Raw genomic sequence first — 17689 nt, forward strand, 5'->3', positions numbered from 1 at the left:
ATGAGTTAAGCGCAAATCAAGGAAGCAGGCCATCATGAATGTCATCAGAATATTATTGTTCTTATTATTCATTCCATGTGCTTTTGGAATGACGCCAGGCATACAAGGACACAAACAAGGTGATGTCATTGCCACCAAGACAGATGATCAGATTGCAGCATGGTGTGATTTTAATAAACAGATTGTAACTACCGATTTTTATGTCTTATGTATATACAATGGTAAAAGCTGACATCCATTGTAACAGGCAATATCAGGTCACTCCATTTACAACCACATCTCATATGACTTGTACCTCTCGTGTCCGAATAAATCGGTTTTTTCGCAACCATGCGATGCAGCGTATTGATCAACCAGTTCAACTTGAACCCGTCGCACGAGACTCCTTAAAAGCATTTTAAAGCTGATTCAGTGCTGGTCTGACAAATAAATAGATTGCTTGCGGGCGCGATGGCCTGTATAATATATGACCATAATTAATCTTTGTGCACAATAAACAGGGTAATCATGCATATGAGTCAAGCTATCAAAAGAGTGAATATCATGGATATGCTTTCAGAATCCTGGCGTCTTGTTTCGGGGTTGAAATGGCTGATATTCAAGCGTTATATGTTAACCATGCTGCTGGTTCTTGTCACCGTCGCGATATCGTTGCTTTTGTTTGGTGCGCAGGTAATGACCGGTTTCACGGGAGCAAAAGCCATATTTTCCTTGCTGCTCTTTTTTGAAGGCATCATTGGAGCTTACATTTGGGTTTCGGCTATTATTTTGGGCGTGCGAAAAGCAATAAATATGTCGTTGGATATCAATCAGGTTAAAGCCGAGTGCAAAAGCGTACAATCAGGCCTGCTCAATATCATCGTGATGTATTCAGCAATGGCGACTATTATTGACCTGCTTGTATCACTGACGCCGGGACACGATATGATTGTCCTGCTTTTTCATGTTTCCCTGTATTGTGTCTTATTTTTATTTTCACTTCCTTTGTTTATCTTTGCCTTGCCGTTAATCATTATTCGCAAGACGAATGTTTCCGCCGGCCTGGAGAGTGCCTACAGAAATATGATTTTGTACTGGAAGGAAATCATTGGTTCGTATTTTATCTTGCTGGCGATTCCGTATTTTGTAAACATGATAGGAATGATTTTTTTACGTCAGGTTCACGTAGGCTTGTTTGCTCTGATTGCCTTAATGCTGATAGTCGGAATGATATGGCTGCTGCCAATGACATTCACCCTGGGCGGTGTATTGTTTAGAGAAGTGTATGGATTAAAAAGTGCGAAAGCCGCATAGTGGATCCATTCGCGCATATCGCAGTGGAAAAAAAGAGATTATCTGAAAACAAACATTATATCATTTTGTGAAAATTTTTTCTGTGAAATATTTTTGACATTACCTGATTTAATGCGCGCATCATTTCGTAATCTTAATTTCGTATGAATATCTCACGAATAGTATTATTCAATTTATCCTCGTGTTACACGCGCAAATTCGGTATGCCGGTGAAATGTGGTAATCTAAAGATATAAATGACAACCGAAAGGGAGTCGCTATGTGGAAAATCTGCCTCAGATTGATCTTTCCCGCATTGTTTATTTTCATCGGTATTTCTTCGGCATACGCATGGGACAAAGGTATTTATCTGACACAATATACCTTGGAAAACCCACAGAAACTGGATTATCTGATTCGTGAAGCCAAGGCAACAGGCATTAATACCTTTGTAATTGATCACGAATATTTCAGTTCACGCTATGCGCCAGCGATTGCGAAAGTCAAAGCTGCCGGCATCAAGAATGTCACGCGTGTTGTTGTTTTTGCTGATGGCGGCAATGCTCAACAGGTGCGTTCGAAAGCGCATTGGGAAGATAAGTTCAAACTAGTCTATGATGCAATCAAGGCGGGTGCGGACGTCATTCAACTGGATTATATACGTTATAGTTCCAAACAGCCTGCGAATCCTCAGCATGCCAAGGATGTTTATCAGGTAATCAGATGGTTCAAGACAAAAATCAACGCAGAGCGCGTGCCAATGGAAATAGACATATTTGGCGAGGTTAGCTATTACCCCTCCATGCATATCGGCCAGGATATAAAAATGTTTTCCGACAGCGTGGATGGTGTGAATCCTATGGTTTATCCGTCGCATTTCTGGCCCTATCAAAAATATTCAGCTGAACCTTACAAAACCATCAATAACTCGTTGAATGCGCTGGTGAGACAATTTGATGACAATCCGCCATTCAAAGTGCATGCGTTTATAGAGGCAGCGAATTATCATTATCTCAAAAAGACTTCAAACGCCGAAAAACAGCGATACTTGCTGCAGGAAATCCGCGCGGTTGAAGACGCGAAAGGCGTTTCAGGATGGTATGTATGGAGCGCCAATAATGTGTATGACAATTTGTTCCACGTCCTGAAAACCAATAAAATTCGGGGAGCCGACCTTCCCAAAACTGAAACCGCGCAAAAATAATGGGCTGGGTGTTGATGTATGATAAAGGCAAGAATTACGGTAGTACGGCGGACCGTCAAATGCAAGGTCCGCCGTGATGATTGTCAGGATAATTCACGGTTAGCAAATATCTTCATAGCTTCCACAATAAATTCGGTCAGCCCTGGATGCAGCTTTTCATAGAATTGCCTGAATTCGGGTGTCAGATATTTTTCACTCAATCCGATATAACCCTCCCGCGTCGGTGTCCAGCCCACCCATCCATGATGTTTTTTGATGATGGTCTGTACTTCGCTTGAATCAGGACGGAGATGGTTTTCAATGGCGTGGATTAAATCCTGGTTGATTAGCCTGCCTTCTTCGATAAAACGGTCTTTTTCCTCCTGGCTCCACTTATCGATTTTTTTCCTGTACTCATCCATAAAACGTTGTGTGACAACGCCTTCTTTCACAAGATCTTTTTCATACTGTTTTTGTCGTTCAGAGTCAAAGCCGTAATATAATTCTTCATTTTTCATTGTGGTCTTACCTCTCAAATGGTCTATGGTTTTATCGATAGTTTTGATCAATTGTTTTGTTCGATCAAGATTCCGTTCAAGGACTTGTCTGTGTGAATTCAAGGCATCAATTTGGTTGAAATCATCACTGTCAATTATCCTTTGTATATCGTCAAGAGCAAAACCAAGTTCACGGTAAAACAGGATTTGTTGCAACATCAAGAGTTGTTCTTCTTGATAATAACGATATCGGTTATCGCCATAATATGCCGGTTTCAGCAGCCCGATTTCATCATAAAAATGCAAGGTGCGAATGCTGACACCGGAAAGTTTTGCAAGTTTTTTTACAGTATATGCCATGGTTTCCTCTGACTGTCGATAACACCATAAGGGATGACGTTACGTGAGAGTCAAGATTTCTTTTAATGCGAAAAAATCCAATTGCCGCATGTCTTTCATTTTTTTTGCATGTGCCATGATTCCATCGTTCAAACATTGAATGTCTTTGCTGCGCGGATTAGCTTCATAAGTGATTTGATATGTCATTCCGGGATTCCTGCAGTAGTCAATTGAGTGTCAGGCCAGATCATAGCTGACAAGCAATTATTTGTCATGGGCTGCGGCTTTGATTTCAAATAAAGAGTATAAAATATTTATAAATCAATCACTAATATAGGAATTGGCGTTTGTGTCATAGCTGTGATTGCCTTGAGCGATTTTGAACCGCGGCGTATAATTCGCACGGTTATTTTCCATAACATGAAATAAAACAGACATTCTGGGCATGCTGATATCTGAAACGACAATCATCATCCTTGATTAAACAGGCAGATTGATTTTTTTGTTTACAGGAAGAAACAAGTATGGCTGATACACTGACAATCAGATTTGCAACCAGCGAAGATTCCCGCAGACTTGAGCGCCGCATGAATGATGACTGGGGCGGCTTGCCTTTGGTCATACGCGGGAAAAAATATTTTCCTGCCTCCCTGGATGGAATCATAGCTGAAAGCAGGGAGGGAATGGCGGGGTTTCTCTTTTATGAAATTCAGGATGGCGATTGTGAAATCATCGTATTTGAGGTTTTTGACAAATTCAAAGGAACGGGCACCAGGATGCTGGACTGGTTGAAAGATGTCGCCAGAAACAGAGGTTGTCAACGCATTTATCTAATGACTACCAATGATAATCTGGATGCGTTGCGCTTTTATCAAAAAAGAGGCTTTCATATCTGCGGCATACATATCAACTCGGTTGCAGTGTCCAGAAAAATCAAACCTTCCATAGGGATGACAGGTGATCATGGAATACCCGTGCGTGATGAAATAGACCTTGAATTGTATTTGTAACCGGTTTTTATCCATGCGGATATCGCCGAGAAAGCCGCCTGAGGATGTTTTTATTACCAATAAAAGATATAATCAGTTCCTCACACGTTATTCCATCTTAAAAGGACTTAAGACATGAAAAAACAGATACTGGCATTCGCATCCTTGTTTTTTGCATTACCTGCTTTCGCAGCGGCTATTGACCAGCCCATAAAAATCACTGCCATGGCCAGACCTCTTTCGCCCAATACCATTATAAGAGAACATTCCAGTCTGAAGGAGGGGGCGGCACGTGCCACATTGCCGAAGCGGACAACAGATTATCCTACACAAATTGTGCGCATGGAGGCGGAATTGAAGGGGCCGCCGCAGAATTGCGACGAAGTGTTTCAAAAAATTGATGAGTTTTTCAATGATCATATTACTTATGACAGGTTTTTTTATAACACGATTAATTATTGTGTTTACGATCCCAACACCAATTTTGCAAAAAAATTCATTATCAACAGTTATTTTGATCCTCTTGATGATGAGGCGATTACCTATCTGGAAACCTATCTTGCGCAACATAACGGACGGGATTTATTGGGGTCGACATTTCATGTTGAAAATGCTCAGGGATTGATTGTTTCCTTGAATATTGATTCCGGTTTGGAAGATAGCCGCAACGCGTCCACGCTTCTGCGGTTGCAGCACGACAATTCCAGTCATTATTTCACCAGCAATTACGCCATGCAATCGGATTTGATCAGTGATGTCAGACAGCGTTTTTATTCTAATGACCCTGGCTTGATACTGCCGTTTATAGATAAATGGTTTTTCACCTCGGGATGGATTTATGAGCGTGTCCTGAAAAATTCGGATTACGTTGAATTGCAGCCGGAGCTGATATTTCTCATGGATAAGAATCCAAAAATTTTTACGCCTTTCCTTAGATTGTACTATGCGCATCACTGCTCAAAATATGCAAGCAGACACTGCTTGTAATGGATTGACAGCCGTAGATGCCGCGGTGGCGGCATCCAAGGCTGATTGTTCAAAAGCTGGCGGTTTTAACTGAAGGCAGCTGTCGGTTGCCTCAATGCAGGCGCAGCTTGATCTTGTGAGTCAAGATATTTGGACGGCAGAGGGTGGGGTTTCGCGGTTGAATATAAAAATACACCATATTTTTCCCGCATCTTGCGGTCATGAAGCGCGGTAAAAATTTCGAAATCTTCACTTTTGGCTTCAATCCGTATGGATTTCTCTGTTGCTTTAAAATCGAATTTTGCATTTGGATGTGTGCGTTTTAACTCGTCCAGGGTTTCTTCGTACAAGGCTAACATCTGCTGATGCGTCAACCCTTTAATTATGCTGACTGAGCCATTCTGGTATTCTTTTTTGTCGATGAAGACGGGCGGTTTGCCGTCATGGTTGAGGGGCTCGGGATCAGGTCTGGCGGATGATGACGCACGCGGATTAAGTGGTCTGGAGTCGGATTGTGTATGATTGTTCACTGTTTCGACTGTGTCTTTGGGAAGACGGGTGCCGGTCTTGGCTTCATATGACTCTGCGGCGGCGAGATATTTTGTATGTTCAATATGTTTTTTCAGGCGACTATAGGGGCTTTCAGAAAGTGCCTGCAGGAAATGTTCGCAATCTTTACTGTTGATCGCGTCGCCTAATAATTTAAGTGCATGAAGCTTGCTTTTCAGATGTTGTACGGTTTCTTCACGTTCCGAGTGGTTTTCGATGGATCGATAATATTTATCCAGCAGCATGCGGGCAATAGCGGTTTCATCCTGAAGCTTCATCACGATCTGCTGGATCTTTTTCAAGGATTCCTGTCTGGTCTTTTCATTAACTGCGTTGCCGACCTGCAGGAGATGATGAAGAAGTTCGTCTTGCCGGGTATCTTGTAATGGTTTCATGCTGTGATAATCTGCCTGATTATTATTTGCATGGCATCATATCATGCGCGGCTTAAGACTGCATTAAGAAGTCGTGCACGGGCCGGATCATCTTTATTCCCGAAACAGGCATTACATTTTTGATTTTTCAAATGGAAGAGAGCGGAAGTGGGGTCAACTCAATAACCTGGCGCTAATCTTTTCTTGGGAAACATGGCGGAGTCGGATAAACTTTATAGTAGCCTGGTGCATTTTTCACGTTGAGACTAAATCTTTGTTAGCGTGCTCAGGGATGATAATGGAATTGATCACAAGGATGCATGTCATGAAAAACTGGTTATTAATTTTGTTTATGCTCATAGGGTCAATCAGTTATGCGGGTTCGGTTCCTACGTTTTATGGCCCCATGAAAAAAGCAAATATGGGTAATGCCAGCATATCCTATTTTCGCTTTGGTCACGGCAAGCCGCTATTATTAATGACGGGGCATGGCGATACGATGATGATGTGGCATCCCGCATTTCTGAAGCAATTAAGCAAAAATCACGAAATCATCATGTTTGATTATCCCGGCATAGGCAAGTCTTCTATACAAGGCGCTTATCCTAACCGCATGGAGCAGCTTTCCAGCCTGATTCGATCGTTCATGAAGGCTCAAAAACTGCACAAGCCCGACATGCTGGGATTTTCAATGGGCGGTAGTCTGCTTCTTTATATGACGGCGAATAACGGCGTTGATTTTGATCACGTCATTGTTGTGGGCGCAAAGGCTGGAGGTAAAAAAACGGTCACCCCTGATCCGAAATATTTCAATATGCTGAGTGATCCGAGTATTTCTCCCGATGTGGCGGTAAAAACGCTGCTCTTTCCCGCAGATGCAGCCAAGCAGGCCGATGCTTATCTCAAGATCGTGAGCGGTTTGCCGCAGGAAAAAATGGATGGCGCGGCTTTGAAAGCCCAGGCTGAAGCAGTCACAGATGAAAATACCGGACCCGGCATCTGGGATCAGTTGCCGGGCATCAAAAACAAAGTGATGGTTTTAAGCGGTACGGATGACGTCCTGGCTCCGGTTCAAAATGCTGTGTTGATTACCGAGGCCATTCCCGGAGCTTGGCTGGTGCGCATCCAGGGTGCTGGGCACGGGATATTATTTCAAGACCCTGAATATATGAGTGAAATTATTGAGCTGTTTTTGAAAAGCTAAATTGCCATAAGACACCAGGCGGGGCCGCGTCTGGCCCCGTCTGACTCCTAATGCTCACAGCATTGCTTGGCTTATACAATCTGAATGGAAAGTGTCTGATCTGCTTCTTCGGTTAGCAAAGGCTTTCTTTCATCTGACCGCTTCCAGAATGTTAATGACGGCAGATAGGCCGCGCTTTTACTGATGGCTATGTGTAACAATGTTTCTGCCAGCATGGTTGCAGTCATTCCTGCGATCATCAGCGAAGTGCTGACTGTAACGCTTAAGGGGTCTGTTTCCATACCGGCCGGTGATAACATCATCATGATTGTTCCGCCCGTGAGCATGGCAATATATTCGATATTTTGTACGGTGCCTTGTGTCAGTGATTCCTTCCAGGTCTGCTTGCCCAGGTAAGGGCCGATAAGAGGCAGCAATTGCCCGAGCTCCAGGGCCAGTCTGTTCCATTTCTCCTTGGAAAAGCTGTCACTGTCCATGGATTTTATGAGCATTTTAACCGGCTTGGATGCAATGCTGTATGCTCCTCTGCCCAGGACATCGCCTATCCACATGCGTAATGCCATTTCAGTTCCCATTTGAACCTGCATTTGTGTTTGCATGTCATTGCTTACATGAGGAAATTTTTTTGTCAGTTGAGCCGGAAAAGTATACATGGCTAAGGTTTGGCCGCTCAGACTGGCGGTATCACTTAATGCCTGGTCAAGTGCTTCCGCCTTGGTGTGATGCGCAGGATTAACAAATGCTCCCACGACAGGCACGGCTGACAATATACTCTTCCAGAGCGTTACTTCAGGCTGATCAGTTGTTTGTTGATGATGATGGCTATGCATAAATGTCTCCTGTTTGGATAATTTTGACAACCGTGCTAGAATAAACCTTTACCTTTAGGTTAAGGTCAAGCTTGTATGCGCTTTCTAACAATTGGTCGTTTGGCAAAACAGGCCAAAATGAGTACGGTGACGCTAAGATATTATGAAAAAGTCGGGTTGATACCCTCGGCTCGGCGCACAGAATCCGGCTACCGCTATTATTCTCCTGAAACAATGGAGCTTCTTCATTTCATTCAGAATGCCAAAACTGCCGGCTTTGCCCTGGCGGAAATCATGGAGCTTATCAAGTTGAAATCAACGTCCAATTCCAGTTCCAAAAATGTCAAAATCATCATGGACAAGAAAATCAAAATGGTTGATGAAAAGATCCGGTCACTTTTGAGCGTGAAATCCGTGCTCGAAAAACTCAATGTTTCTTGTGATGGTACGCAGACGGTTTCTGACTGCCCAATTTTGAAATCCCTTTCCCGCCGCTAATGCGTGAGAAATACGATTTCCGGACACATGATGAGCGCGCCGTGGATACGCTCAAAACAACTGTTTATGTTATTTATATTCATGGCAGGATCAAGCAATTTTAGACCTCACCTGGGGCGGCTAGACGCTCTTTATGAAAGTGAAAAATATGATGTATGGCAAGCTGTGTGCGGAGTTTTATGATTTGGACAAGCAATATGCTTCCACCGAAGAGACGGCGTTTTATCGTCAAATTTTTACAAACCGTGATTTGATCCTGGAACCCATGTGCGGGTCTGGCCGTCTGCTGATCCCGCTCATGCGTGGTGGTTATCAGATTCATGGCATGGATAACTCCAGGTCCATGCTGGATAACTGTGAAAAACGCGCGCTGGAATACGGCCTGCGTCCTGTCCTGATTGAATCATCAATAGAAGACATGGCTGTGGAGCGGCGATACAGCGGCATTGTAATACCTGTCGGCTCATTTCAGCTGATTTATCCGCGCGCGTCAGCTGAATCGGCGCTGGATAAATTCAGGGACATGCTGCTGCCCGGCGGCAAATTGGTGCTCGATTTGTTTGTTCCCTGGGAAGCCTTGTGTGAACATGCGCAAGTGGAATCGTATGAGCGTAGTGTTGCCGCTCATGACGGAACGACTATTACGGTCAGGTCTGTCAACACGGCTCATAAATATGAACAGTATTATATTAATGAAAATACCTATACTAAGCATGTCAATGATAAGCTCATCGCCCAGGAAAATGAAATCATGCGCGTCAACTGGTATTATCAATATGAAGCCGCGTATATGCTGGAAAAACATGGTTTCAAAAATCTGATCTATCGCGAGCGTGTGATCAACGGATCGAATCATATGACGTTTGTGGCCGGAAAATAAAATAATGGATGCGTTTCAACCTGCCGGTTTGGGGAGGTGATTCAGACGTTTATCGTTTTGTTTTAACAGAACGGCCAGGACTTCGTTGGCAGCCCGGATGCCTGACTGGTAGGCGCCGTGCACGCTGGAAGGCGCGTTAACAGCAGTAGCTTCGCCAGCAAAAAACAAGCGTGACGCTACGGGTGCCGCCAATTGCTGATATTGATTGACATCAACTCCTTTGGGTATATAGGAATATGAGCCCTTGCTGTACGGATCACTGTGCCAGCGCGTGATAACATAAGATGAAGGCTGCGGGATGTGGCTGCCATAAAGCTTTTTCAATACTGTTGTGATCATGGCAATCGTTTGCATATCATTTTTTTGCTCCATCTGTTTGCTAAAGCTGCCTCCGGTGAAAACCAGCAGAATGGGCACGCCTGTGAATTTATAGAGATTCATGATATCCAGCATGTTCGCTGTTTCATCGCCGTTTGGCAAAAAACCTATCCATTCACTCTGCTTGTCCCAGAATGGAGAATCATAAAACAAATAGATTTTGTTGTAGACACCCATGCGGAGCTGGTTAATGGCCACCTGTTTATTAGGGGGAAGCGGCGGGTTAAACGTAATGGCCCCGGATTTTAACACACCCAACGGCACAGTGATGATGACATTATCTGCCAGGTATTTTCTGTTTTGTGTTTCCACGATGACACCATGATGTCCGTAGACGATTTTTTTCACTGTCTGGTTGAGCTTTATCGGAATGTTCCGTACCAGTTTGGGCAATATCTGGCCGTACCCATAGGGAAAGATAACATTATCGCCGTATATAGTGGAGTTTTTATACGGTGCATCAGCCCGGGCTGACAGAGTCTGCAGATCGCTGGCGAATTCAAATACATAAACATTCGTGATGATATAATGCAGCAAGCGGCGGGACTGCCTGTTCATGGGATGGGCCTTTGTAAATGAGACGAAGGCATCTTCAATAGACAAATTTCTGAACTTGTCCTGATTGCCTGAAATGAAGTTTTCAAACTGTTTTATCTGCGCAGCCAGCTGACGGATTTGCGACGCTGACAATTTATTTTTGTTTTCATCATATATCGTGAATGAAGCGAGTTTATTCTCCATTTGGCTATCACTGTAGTGGGTGGGAACGGTTGCAATGTTTTGATCGCGGGTTATTTGGGCAATGGGATTATTGTTTATTCCATGAATCCACGATGCGCCCAAATCCAGTCCGATGCCCCAGGGGTACACAGTGTGGATTCTACCTCCAATACGGTTTCTTGCCTCCAGGACCAGTAAGGGAACGTGATTGTCAGTCAATGTTTTTGCGGCAGACAAACCGGCAATGCCCGCGCCAATGATAATGACCTTTTGATGTTCTTCAGCCATTTTTTGCCGCGCCGCCTGTGCATAGGCAAGCGATATACTATAAACGGCCATCAGAATAATGCTGGCGATGATTTTAAGGGGAAATCTGAATGCCATATGTACTTTACCTTTCAATAGCCTGGTGTGATTCAAGTGATGTTCCAATGTCTGAGATGCTGTCGCTGCAAATGTTCTCAAGCGCCGTTCGATGATGATTGCAGCTCCATCTTGTACTTTCTGAGAATTTTACTGAATGTCAGCCCCTGAACAGCAATAGAGAAGATGACAACAAAATAAATACAGGGGAGAAATATCGCCTTGATACTTTGTTCCTGCAGGGATAGCACCATTGCTATTGAAAGTGCACCTCGCAATCCGCCCCATGTTAAAATGATGATAGCTCCGCGTCTGGCTTTATAAAATGGTTTGAGAAACAGCATGGGTATGGCTATGCTGACGAAGCGGGCAGACAAGGCGATCAGGATGCACGCCGCGCCAAGCAAAGCCAATGCGGCAGTCGCATTGATCACCATCATTTCCAGCCCGATCAGGAAAAACAGGACAGTATTCAGGATTTCATCTATGGCTTCCCAGAAAGCATCGAGATAGATGCGTGAATGGTCGGACATGGCGTGAGAACGGCCGTGATTGCCAATGATGATTCCTGCGACCACCATGGCCAAAGGAGCGGATAATCGCAATTTTTCCGCCAGGGTATAACCGCCGGTGACCACGGCGAGCATAATGAATAATTCCACGTGCATGTCATCAATTTTTAACAGCATCCTGTAGGCAATCCAGCCTATGATTCCTCCGAACACGATGCCGCCCCCGGCTTCCAGCAGGAGAAATTCAGCTGCTTGTGCAAAACCGGCTTCGCCGTTTGAATGCAGGATTTCGATTATTGTAAGAAAGATCACGATGGCTACTCCATCGTTAAACAACGATTCGCCTGTAATAATGGTTTCAATTTTTTTTGACGCGCGCATTTTTTTGATGATGGACAGGGCTGCGATCGGATCAGTGGGTGAAAGAATGGCGCCAAACAGCATCGCGTATAATAATGTGATGTTTTCAAAGCCCAGCCGATTTGCCAGCATAAAAAATGCCAGGCCTATCATGAGAGTGGATAACAAGGTGCTGATGGTTGCCGTCATGGCGATAGGCAGTTTGGCGGATTTCAAATCTTCAATATTGATTTGCAGAGAACCCGCGAATAACAGAAACGAAAGCATACCGTGAAAAACAGTTTCGTTAAAATTGATGCTGGAGAGGAACAGTTCAATGTGTTCATTCGAGATTACACCGATTTTTTGCAAAAAGATGCCGGCGAAGCCAAGACCCATGGCCAGCAATAATAATCCAATGGAAGAGGGAAGCCTGATCCATTTATGATTGACAAAACTGCCTATCGCCGAGGCAGTCAAGACGATGGCGGAAATATCGAAAAGATTCATTTTCCAGAACTCCTGGATGATACACATTGATAATTATCAAAACGAGAGTTATATGACTGATGCTTCCAAGAATCAACCCGCTCTTGCAAGTGTGTGTTTTTAATATGCAGCTCCGGTTTGGAATAAACAAGTATTACACATGGCTGATATCGCATGGGAAGACATTATTGGCCCGCCTGCTGAACAGGGTTGGACAGCGTCCGCAACAGGAATAACAATGACATGATTTTAAACAAAAAAATGCTGACAGATTCATGAAGGGAAGATTACAATTTTGTCATACTGACGGCGTTTTTGCAGTTTGGGGCGGGTACCCTGGTAATTGACAAGGAGGTTTGGATGTTGCGATTCCTGGAGTCTGTTTTGTTTTTCCTTTTTGGTGCGGGTTTGCTGCTGGTTGCCTGGAGAGCATGGAAAAACGGAGAAATTCCTGCCGGATCAAATTTTTTTAAAGGCCGATATGCGCCCTCATATAAAGACAACCCCTTGATGTTTACATTATTTTTATTTATTTATGCTGTTGGCGGGATCCTGTTGCTGGTTTGCGCGCTGGCGCTCCTGACCGGCAGAATGCCGCCGCTTAAGTTAATGTGATCATGTGCGAAAAGCGATGCGCAACGGCGTATTTCCGGGACTGAACTCGGTATACTTATAAGGGGAAGGAATCCATGGCTGATTTATTTGATGCAATTGTAATAGGCGCAGGCCAGGCGGGGCCCAGTCTCGCCAGCCGCCTGGCGAATGCTGGAATGAAAGTGGCCATTGTTGAGCGCGCGTTATTTGGGGGAACCTGCCTGAATACGGGATGTATACCAACGAAGACATTGGTCGCCAGCGCGCAGGCGGCTTATAACGCAAGACATGCCAGTGATTTTGGCGTTGATGTTCAAGGGACCGTTCTGGTGGATATGAAAAAAGTCAAGGCGCGTGTTGACGCGATCAGAAACCGGTATCAGCCTCGCATCGAACCCTGGCTGCGCGACCATCAAAACATGACTGTGTATAAAGGCGCGGCTGTTTTTGAAAGTGCGAATTCGATACGCGTAAACGAATCTCTTTTGCAAGCGAAATATATTTTCATCAATGTGGGCGGCCGCGCCTTCATTCCGCCTCTCCCCGGAGTAGATGAGATCAATTACCTGACGAATTCCAGCATCATGAATCTGGAAACTCTTCCCGGGCATCTTGTCATTATCGGCGGCAGTTATATAGGATTGGAATTCGCGCAAATCTACCAGAGATTTGGCAGCAAAGTAACTGTTATCGAAAAAGCAGGACGATTGATAGCGCGGGAAGATGAAGATGTGTCCAACGCCGTCAAATCCATACTGGAAACTGAAGGTATCAATATTCGTCTGAACGAAGAATGCATTGCCTTCAAAAAGCAAGGGAACCATATTGTCGTACAACTGAACTGCGCAAATAATGAAAAAGAGGTAACGGGCTCGCATGTCTTGATGGCTATAGGCCGCAGGCCCAATACAGATGATCTGGGTCTGGAGCAGGCAGGAATACAGGTTGACGCGCAAGGCTATATTATTGTGGATGATCAATTGCAGACAAACATACCCGGTGTCTATGCCTTGGGGGATGTAAATCGCAAGGGCGCGTTCACGCACACTTCCTACAATGATTATGAGATTGTCGCAGATAACCTGTTAAACGGCGGCCGCCGGCTTGTCAGTGACAGGATACAGACTTATGCGTTGTTCATAGATCCGTCATTAGGCCGGGCAGGCTTGACTGAAGCTGAGGTGCGGCAATCAGGCCGCAAGGCATTGATCGCAAAACTGCCCATGAGCCGGATCAAGCGCGCGGTCATCAAGAATGCGCTGCAAGGATTCATGAAGGTGATGATTGACGCTGAGACGAAAGAGTTATTGGGCGCAGCTGTGCTGGGCCCGGAAGGAGATGAAATCATCCATTCGCTTCTTGATGTGATGTATGCGCGCATGCCAGGCACTCAGCTTGAGCGCGCCATGCATATTCATCCCACGATTTCAGAACTTGTGCCCACCCTGATGCAGGGGCCCTGGCAGCCATTATCATGATATAGTTGCTGGCGGGGGAATTTTTGCAACAAGATGAGGCGTATGGAAGCGGTTACAAGCTTGTAGTACTATTTTGAAGTGTTATTCAGGTTTCATGTCAGTTAATTTTCTAAGAGGTCAAGATGGAATATCGTCAATTGGGTCATTCAGGATTAAGGATTCCAGTGTTGAGTTTCGGGACAGCAACTTTCGGCGGCACAACTGAATTTTTCAAAACATGGGGCGAGACCGATGTAAAAGAAGCTGCCCGATTGGTCGATATCTGTCTGGAAGCGGGCGTTAACCTGTTTGACACAGCCAATGTCTATTCACAAGGCGCTTCTGAAGAGATTTTGGGAAAAGCACTGGCGGGAAAACGCAGCAAGGCTCTCATCTCGACCAAGGCTACCTTCCCCATGGGAGCGGGAGCCAATGATGCAGGTTCTTCGCGTTATCACATCATTGAAGCATGTGAAGCCAGTTTGAAGCGCTTGGGCAGCGAGCATATTGATATTTATTTCATGCATGGGTTTGATGCCCTGACGCCCGTGGAAGAAACACTGGCCGCGCTGGATCATCTGGTGCAAAGCGGTAAGGTGCGCTATATCGGCTGTTCAAATTTTTCAGGCTGGCATGTGATGAAATCGCTGGCTGTGTCGGAAAAATATGGGCTGGCGCGTTATGTGGTTTACCAGGGATATTATTCGCTGATCGGGCGCGAGTACGAGTGGGAATTAATGCCGCTGGGACTTGACCAAGGTGTAGGGCTGATGGTCTGGAGTCCGCTGGGGTGGGGCCGATTGACGGGCAAGATACGCCGCGGCCAGGCATTGCCAGAAGGGCGTATTAAATCTGGCGGCGCGGCGGGTGGACCGGAGGTGGCGGATGACTATCTGTATAAGGTCGTGGATGTACTGGATGAAATCGCAAACGAAACCGGAAAAAGCATTCCCCAGGTGGCGCTCAACTGGCTTTTGCAGCGGCCTACAGTTTGCAACCTGGTTATAGGCGCGCGAAATGAAGCGCAATTGCGTCAAAATCTGGAAGCAGTGGGCTGGAATCTGACGAGTGATCAAATTGCGAGACTCGACAAGGTCAGTGATCAGCATCCGATTTATCCATACTGGCATCAGGCCCAGTTTGAGATGCTGCAGCCCAGGCGCCACCGATCCTGAAGCGGCTCAATGAACACTCTCCCTGTTTGCTAGTGTTTCATGCAAGCGCGACGGCGAGAATTTAAGTTTCAGTCCTCATGCAATCATTGTAGACTATTGCTTGCAGCATCATCAGCAAGCTTGCCGCGCGAATGGATTACGTAGTGACCAGGATCAGTTATTTATAAGGAGATTTTATGAATTTTGTTGATTCGATTCAAACATGTCTCGTCAAAAAGTATATGGATTTTAGCGGAAGAGCGTCACGGTCCGAATTTTGGTGGTTTTATCTGTTTTGCATCATTCTCTTGGTTTTGTCATGTTTCATCGGCAAAATTGTATATTACATTTTAGCGCTGGCGCTGTTTCTCCCTTCTCTGGGCGTTTCTGTGCGCCGCCTGCATGATACAAACATGTCAGGCTGGTGGATACTGCTCAGCTTGATCCCGGTAGTGGGCGCGTTGGTTTTACTTTATTTTTACGTTATTGAAGGCACTAAAGGCCCGAATAACTACGGAAATCCTGTTGTTTAAACCTGAAAACAGCCCGGGGAATTCTTTCACCGGGCTTTTTGCATGTAAGCGACTAGCGGATTCGGCGTCTCATCGGATGGTCGCATTATCTTCCGGTTTCTTCAGCCATTGCCAGTGCGGCGCTTTCATTCTGCCTGTTGATTATTTTAGGCTGCTGTTCTTCAGATTTTTTGCCCAGATAACAGGCAATCCAGGAAAGCATAGCCATTAGCATGACATAATAAGCGGGTGCCAAAACCGAATTGAAAGTATGAATGGCAAAAGTGCAGATGACAGGGCTTAAGCCGCCAAACACAGCGAAAGCCAGATTATAGCTCATGGCAATGCCGGAATAGCGCACGGAAGTAGGGAATAACCCGCTTAATATCGCGGAATAAGATCCGGGTATGAAACCGAATAATAGGGAAAACAGCATATAACTCATGATGACCCATGTCAGGTTATGCTGATTGAATAGCATGAACAATGGAAAGGTAAGCAGCACCAATAATGTTGTTCCCATAAGGTAAAGGTTCCTGTAGCCCCATTTGTCGGCGAGCACACCGCCTAGCAAGATAGTCAGGTTCAAGACCAGGGTGCCGGCGGTATTGATACGCATCAAGCCGGCAAAGTCATAATTCATATATTGATGCAGATATTGGGGCCAGTACAAATAGAGAAATACTGTTACGGAACCTGTGCCTACCAACAGCATCCCCTGCAGGACCTGAGGATAGGAATGCCGCATGAGCGTGAGCAGCGGCACGCGTTGCAAGTCCATTTGGCGCAGTGAGGTAAATGCGGTTGTTTCGTGTAAATGACGCCGCAAAAAGAGAGAGAACATGCCAAAAAAGCCGCCCAATAAAAAGGGAATGCGATAACCGTAGGCAAAGATCTCGGCTTCGGTCAGCAGCGAAGTCAACAACGTGGTTACCAGTGAACCGAGGAGCAATCCCATGTTAATGCCGAAAAACAAGACCGATAAGGCAAATGCGCGCCGCCGGCCAGGCACATGTTCTGATACAAAAGTAATGGCAGCGGGAATTTCCCCGCCCAAAGCTAATCCTTGCATCATACGGAGTAATAACAGCAAGAGCGGCGCTGCGATGCCGATTTCACGCGGCGTGGGCAGAAGCCCGATCGCAAAAGACGGGATGGCCATGAAAATCACGGTCATCAGGAATACGACTTTGCGTCCATAACGGTCGCCAAAATGAGAAAAAATGATGCCGCCCAATGGCCTTAACAAGTAACCGATAGAAAAAATGGCCAGGGTTTTCAGCGTAGCCATATAATTCGAACTCTCGGCAAAAAACAGTTTTTCAATGACGGGTGCAAGAAAGATGTAAATGATAAAATCATAAAACTCAAGTACACCGCCTAGAGAGGAGAGAATCAGCATTCGTCTTTGCCGGGGGGTAATTGTCCGGGTATCTGGCATGGCTTGCTCCTGTGTCTCTAGAATCGATCGTGACCGGGTGTTTTTTTCAATGACCGCATGGCAGCGTAATATAACTGAAGTCCGGGGTGTTGAATAGTGCGCCGCTGGCGTAGTAACCGTACCAGCAAAGATCTGTTATTGGCCAGGCAAGCCTGTCATAATGCGGCAAA

At 45.3% G+C, this 17689-nt stretch carries 19 protein-coding genes; 12 read left to right on the top strand and 7 right to left on the bottom strand.

Annotated elements, in window-relative coordinates; genetic code table 11:
- The first annotated feature begins 34 nt into the window (after positions 1-34).
- The 3 genes from AQULUS_RS05090 (at position 35) to AQULUS_RS05100 (ending at position 2476) form a co-directional block, all read left to right on the top strand.
- On the top strand, positions 35-232 hold the full coding sequence (locus AQULUS_RS05090; RefSeq protein ID WP_148339012.1) for a hypothetical protein: 198 nt from the start codon (positions 35-37) through the stop codon (positions 230-232).
- 311 nt (positions 233-543) lie between these two features.
- Positions 544-1293 (top strand): hypothetical protein, encoded by a 750-nt coding sequence (locus tag AQULUS_RS05095; RefSeq protein ID WP_148339013.1) that lies wholly within the window; start codon positions 544-546, stop codon positions 1291-1293.
- Between the two features lie 259 nt (positions 1294-1552).
- Positions 1553-2476 (top strand): putative glycoside hydrolase, encoded by a 924-nt coding sequence (locus AQULUS_RS05100; protein WP_148339014.1) that lies wholly within the window; start codon positions 1553-1555, stop codon positions 2474-2476.
- Positions 2477-2559: 83 nt separating this feature from the next.
- Here AQULUS_RS05100 and AQULUS_RS05105 read toward each other — a convergent pair whose 3' ends face one another.
- Both AQULUS_RS05105 and AQULUS_RS05110 read right to left on the bottom strand, forming a co-directional pair.
- Entirely contained in the window at positions 2560-3312 is a 753-nt protein-coding gene (locus AQULUS_RS05105; RefSeq protein WP_148339015.1) for a MerR family transcriptional regulator, read from the bottom strand.
- 39 nt (positions 3313-3351) lie between these two features.
- Positions 3352-3498, bottom strand: coding sequence for a hypothetical protein (locus tag AQULUS_RS05110; protein ID WP_172622745.1), 147 nt, complete (start codon positions 3496-3498; stop codon positions 3352-3354).
- Positions 3499-3815: 317 nt separating this feature from the next.
- Here AQULUS_RS05110 and AQULUS_RS05115 point away from each other — a divergent pair, with 317 nt between their 5' ends.
- A complete protein-coding gene (locus AQULUS_RS05115; RefSeq protein WP_148339016.1) occupies positions 3816-4301 on the top strand; it encodes a GNAT family N-acetyltransferase in 486 nt (161 codons plus the stop codon).
- A gap of 114 nt (positions 4302-4415) precedes the next feature.
- Positions 4416-5267, top strand: a complete 852-nt coding sequence (locus AQULUS_RS05120; protein WP_148339017.1) for an Lpg0189 family type II secretion system effector — start codon at positions 4416-4418, stop codon at positions 5265-5267.
- A 65-nt stretch (positions 5268-5332) separates the two neighbouring features.
- Here the strand turns inward: AQULUS_RS05120 and AQULUS_RS05125 are convergent, their stop codons facing one another.
- Positions 5333-6190 (bottom strand): hypothetical protein, encoded by an 858-nt coding sequence (locus tag AQULUS_RS05125; RefSeq protein WP_148339018.1) that lies wholly within the window; start codon positions 6188-6190, stop codon positions 5333-5335.
- Between the two features lie 304 nt (positions 6191-6494).
- Between AQULUS_RS05125 and AQULUS_RS05130 the strand changes: the two genes are divergently transcribed.
- On the top strand, positions 6495-7373 hold the full coding sequence (locus AQULUS_RS05130) for an alpha/beta fold hydrolase (protein ID WP_172622746.1): 879 nt from the start codon (positions 6495-6497) through the stop codon (positions 7371-7373).
- 71 nt (positions 7374-7444) lie between these two features.
- Here the strand turns inward: AQULUS_RS05130 and AQULUS_RS05135 are convergent, their stop codons facing one another.
- Positions 7445-8203 carry a hypothetical protein gene (locus AQULUS_RS05135; protein WP_148339020.1) on the bottom strand — a complete coding sequence of 253 codons (759 nt, stop codon included), beginning with the start codon at positions 8201-8203 and terminating at the stop codon, positions 7445-7447.
- Positions 8204-8278: 75 nt separating this feature from the next.
- Here AQULUS_RS05135 and AQULUS_RS05140 point away from each other — a divergent pair, with 75 nt between their 5' ends.
- Together AQULUS_RS05140 and AQULUS_RS05145 are read left to right on the top strand one after the other, a co-directional pair.
- Entirely contained in the window at positions 8279-8680 is a 402-nt protein-coding gene (locus tag AQULUS_RS05140; protein WP_148339021.1) for a heavy metal-responsive transcriptional regulator, read from the top strand.
- A gap of 133 nt (positions 8681-8813) precedes the next feature.
- Positions 8814-9560, top strand: coding sequence for a class I SAM-dependent methyltransferase (locus AQULUS_RS05145; protein WP_148339022.1), 747 nt, complete (start codon positions 8814-8816; stop codon positions 9558-9560).
- 15 nt (positions 9561-9575) lie between these two features.
- On the opposite strand, the gene AQULUS_RS05150 is transcribed toward AQULUS_RS05145, so the two are convergent.
- Positions 9576-11042, bottom strand: a complete 1467-nt coding sequence (locus AQULUS_RS05150; protein ID WP_148339023.1) for an FAD-dependent oxidoreductase — start codon at positions 11040-11042, stop codon at positions 9576-9578.
- A gap of 77 nt (positions 11043-11119) precedes the next feature.
- Positions 11120-12382 (bottom strand): cation:proton antiporter, encoded by a 1263-nt coding sequence (locus AQULUS_RS05155; RefSeq protein WP_172622747.1) that lies wholly within the window; start codon positions 12380-12382, stop codon positions 11120-11122.
- A gap of 339 nt (positions 12383-12721) precedes the next feature.
- On the opposite strand from AQULUS_RS05155, the gene AQULUS_RS05160 reads away from it, so the two are divergent.
- The 4 genes from AQULUS_RS05160 to AQULUS_RS05175 all read left to right on the top strand — a co-directional run bounded on the left by AQULUS_RS05160 (position 12722) and on the right by AQULUS_RS05175 (position 16099).
- Positions 12722-12976 (top strand): hypothetical protein, encoded by a 255-nt coding sequence (locus AQULUS_RS05160; protein ID WP_148339025.1) that lies wholly within the window; start codon positions 12722-12724, stop codon positions 12974-12976.
- Positions 12977-13050: 74 nt separating this feature from the next.
- Positions 13051-14433 carry an FAD-containing oxidoreductase gene (locus tag AQULUS_RS05165; RefSeq protein ID WP_148339026.1) on the top strand — a complete coding sequence of 461 codons (1383 nt, stop codon included), beginning with the start codon at positions 13051-13053 and terminating at the stop codon, positions 14431-14433.
- Between the two features lie 122 nt (positions 14434-14555).
- Complete coding sequence (locus tag AQULUS_RS05170) at positions 14556-15587, top strand: aldo/keto reductase (protein WP_148339027.1); 1032 nt, start codon at positions 14556-14558, stop codon at positions 15585-15587.
- Between the two features lie 176 nt (positions 15588-15763).
- Positions 15764-16099, top strand: a complete 336-nt coding sequence (locus AQULUS_RS05175) for a DUF805 domain-containing protein (protein WP_148339028.1) — start codon at positions 15764-15766, stop codon at positions 16097-16099.
- A gap of 85 nt (positions 16100-16184) precedes the next feature.
- Here AQULUS_RS05175 and AQULUS_RS05180 read toward each other — a convergent pair whose 3' ends face one another.
- A complete protein-coding gene (locus AQULUS_RS05180; RefSeq protein WP_148339029.1) occupies positions 16185-17519 on the bottom strand; it encodes an MFS transporter in 1335 nt (444 codons plus the stop codon).
- Positions 17520-17689: the final 170 nt, after the last annotated feature.

Source organism: Aquicella siphonis (assembly GCF_902459485.1).
In the GTDB taxonomy this organism is placed as follows: Bacteria; Pseudomonadota; Gammaproteobacteria; order DSM-16500; family DSM-16500; genus Aquicella; species Aquicella siphonis.

Coding starts and splice junctions, on each gene's coding strand:
- AQULUS_RS05125 (WP_148339018.1), bottom strand. CDS start 6,190: ATGAAACCATTACAAGATACCCGGCAAGACGAACTTCTTCATCATCTC.
- AQULUS_RS05165 (WP_148339026.1), top strand. CDS start 13,051: ATGGCTGATTTATTTGATGCAATTGTAATAGGCGCAGGCCAGGCGGGG.
- AQULUS_RS05140 (WP_148339021.1), top strand. CDS start 8,279: ATGCGCTTTCTAACAATTGGTCGTTTGGCAAAACAGGCCAAAATGAGT.
- AQULUS_RS05090 (WP_148339012.1), top strand. CDS start 35: ATGAATGTCATCAGAATATTATTGTTCTTATTATTCATTCCATGTGCT.
- AQULUS_RS05175 (WP_148339028.1), top strand. CDS start 15,764: ATGAATTTTGTTGATTCGATTCAAACATGTCTCGTCAAAAAGTATATG.
- AQULUS_RS05155 (WP_172622747.1), bottom strand. CDS start 12,382: ATGAATCTTTTCGATATTTCCGCCATCGTCTTGACTGCCTCGGCGATA.
- AQULUS_RS05135 (WP_148339020.1), bottom strand. CDS start 8,203: ATGCATAGCCATCATCATCAACAAACAACTGATCAGCCTGAAGTAACG.
- AQULUS_RS05095 (WP_148339013.1), top strand. CDS start 544: ATGGATATGCTTTCAGAATCCTGGCGTCTTGTTTCGGGGTTGAAATGG.
- AQULUS_RS05130 (WP_172622746.1), top strand. CDS start 6,495: ATGAAAAACTGGTTATTAATTTTGTTTATGCTCATAGGGTCAATCAGT.
- AQULUS_RS05105 (WP_148339015.1), bottom strand. CDS start 3,312: ATGGCATATACTGTAAAAAAACTTGCAAAACTTTCCGGTGTCAGCATT.
- AQULUS_RS05160 (WP_148339025.1), top strand. CDS start 12,722: ATGTTGCGATTCCTGGAGTCTGTTTTGTTTTTCCTTTTTGGTGCGGGT.
- AQULUS_RS05120 (WP_148339017.1), top strand. CDS start 4,416: ATGAAAAAACAGATACTGGCATTCGCATCCTTGTTTTTTGCATTACCT.
- AQULUS_RS05145 (WP_148339022.1), top strand. CDS start 8,814: ATGAAAGTGAAAAATATGATGTATGGCAAGCTGTGTGCGGAGTTTTAT.
- AQULUS_RS05180 (WP_148339029.1), bottom strand. CDS start 17,519: ATGCCAGATACCCGGACAATTACCCCCCGGCAAAGACGAATGCTGATT.
- AQULUS_RS05100 (WP_148339014.1), top strand. CDS start 1,553: ATGTGGAAAATCTGCCTCAGATTGATCTTTCCCGCATTGTTTATTTTC.
- AQULUS_RS05110 (WP_172622745.1), bottom strand. CDS start 3,498: ATGACATATCAAATCACTTATGAAGCTAATCCGCGCAGCAAAGACATT.
- AQULUS_RS05150 (WP_148339023.1), bottom strand. CDS start 11,042: ATGGCATTCAGATTTCCCCTTAAAATCATCGCCAGCATTATTCTGATG.
- AQULUS_RS05115 (WP_148339016.1), top strand. CDS start 3,816: ATGGCTGATACACTGACAATCAGATTTGCAACCAGCGAAGATTCCCGC.
- AQULUS_RS05170 (WP_148339027.1), top strand. CDS start 14,556: ATGGAATATCGTCAATTGGGTCATTCAGGATTAAGGATTCCAGTGTTG.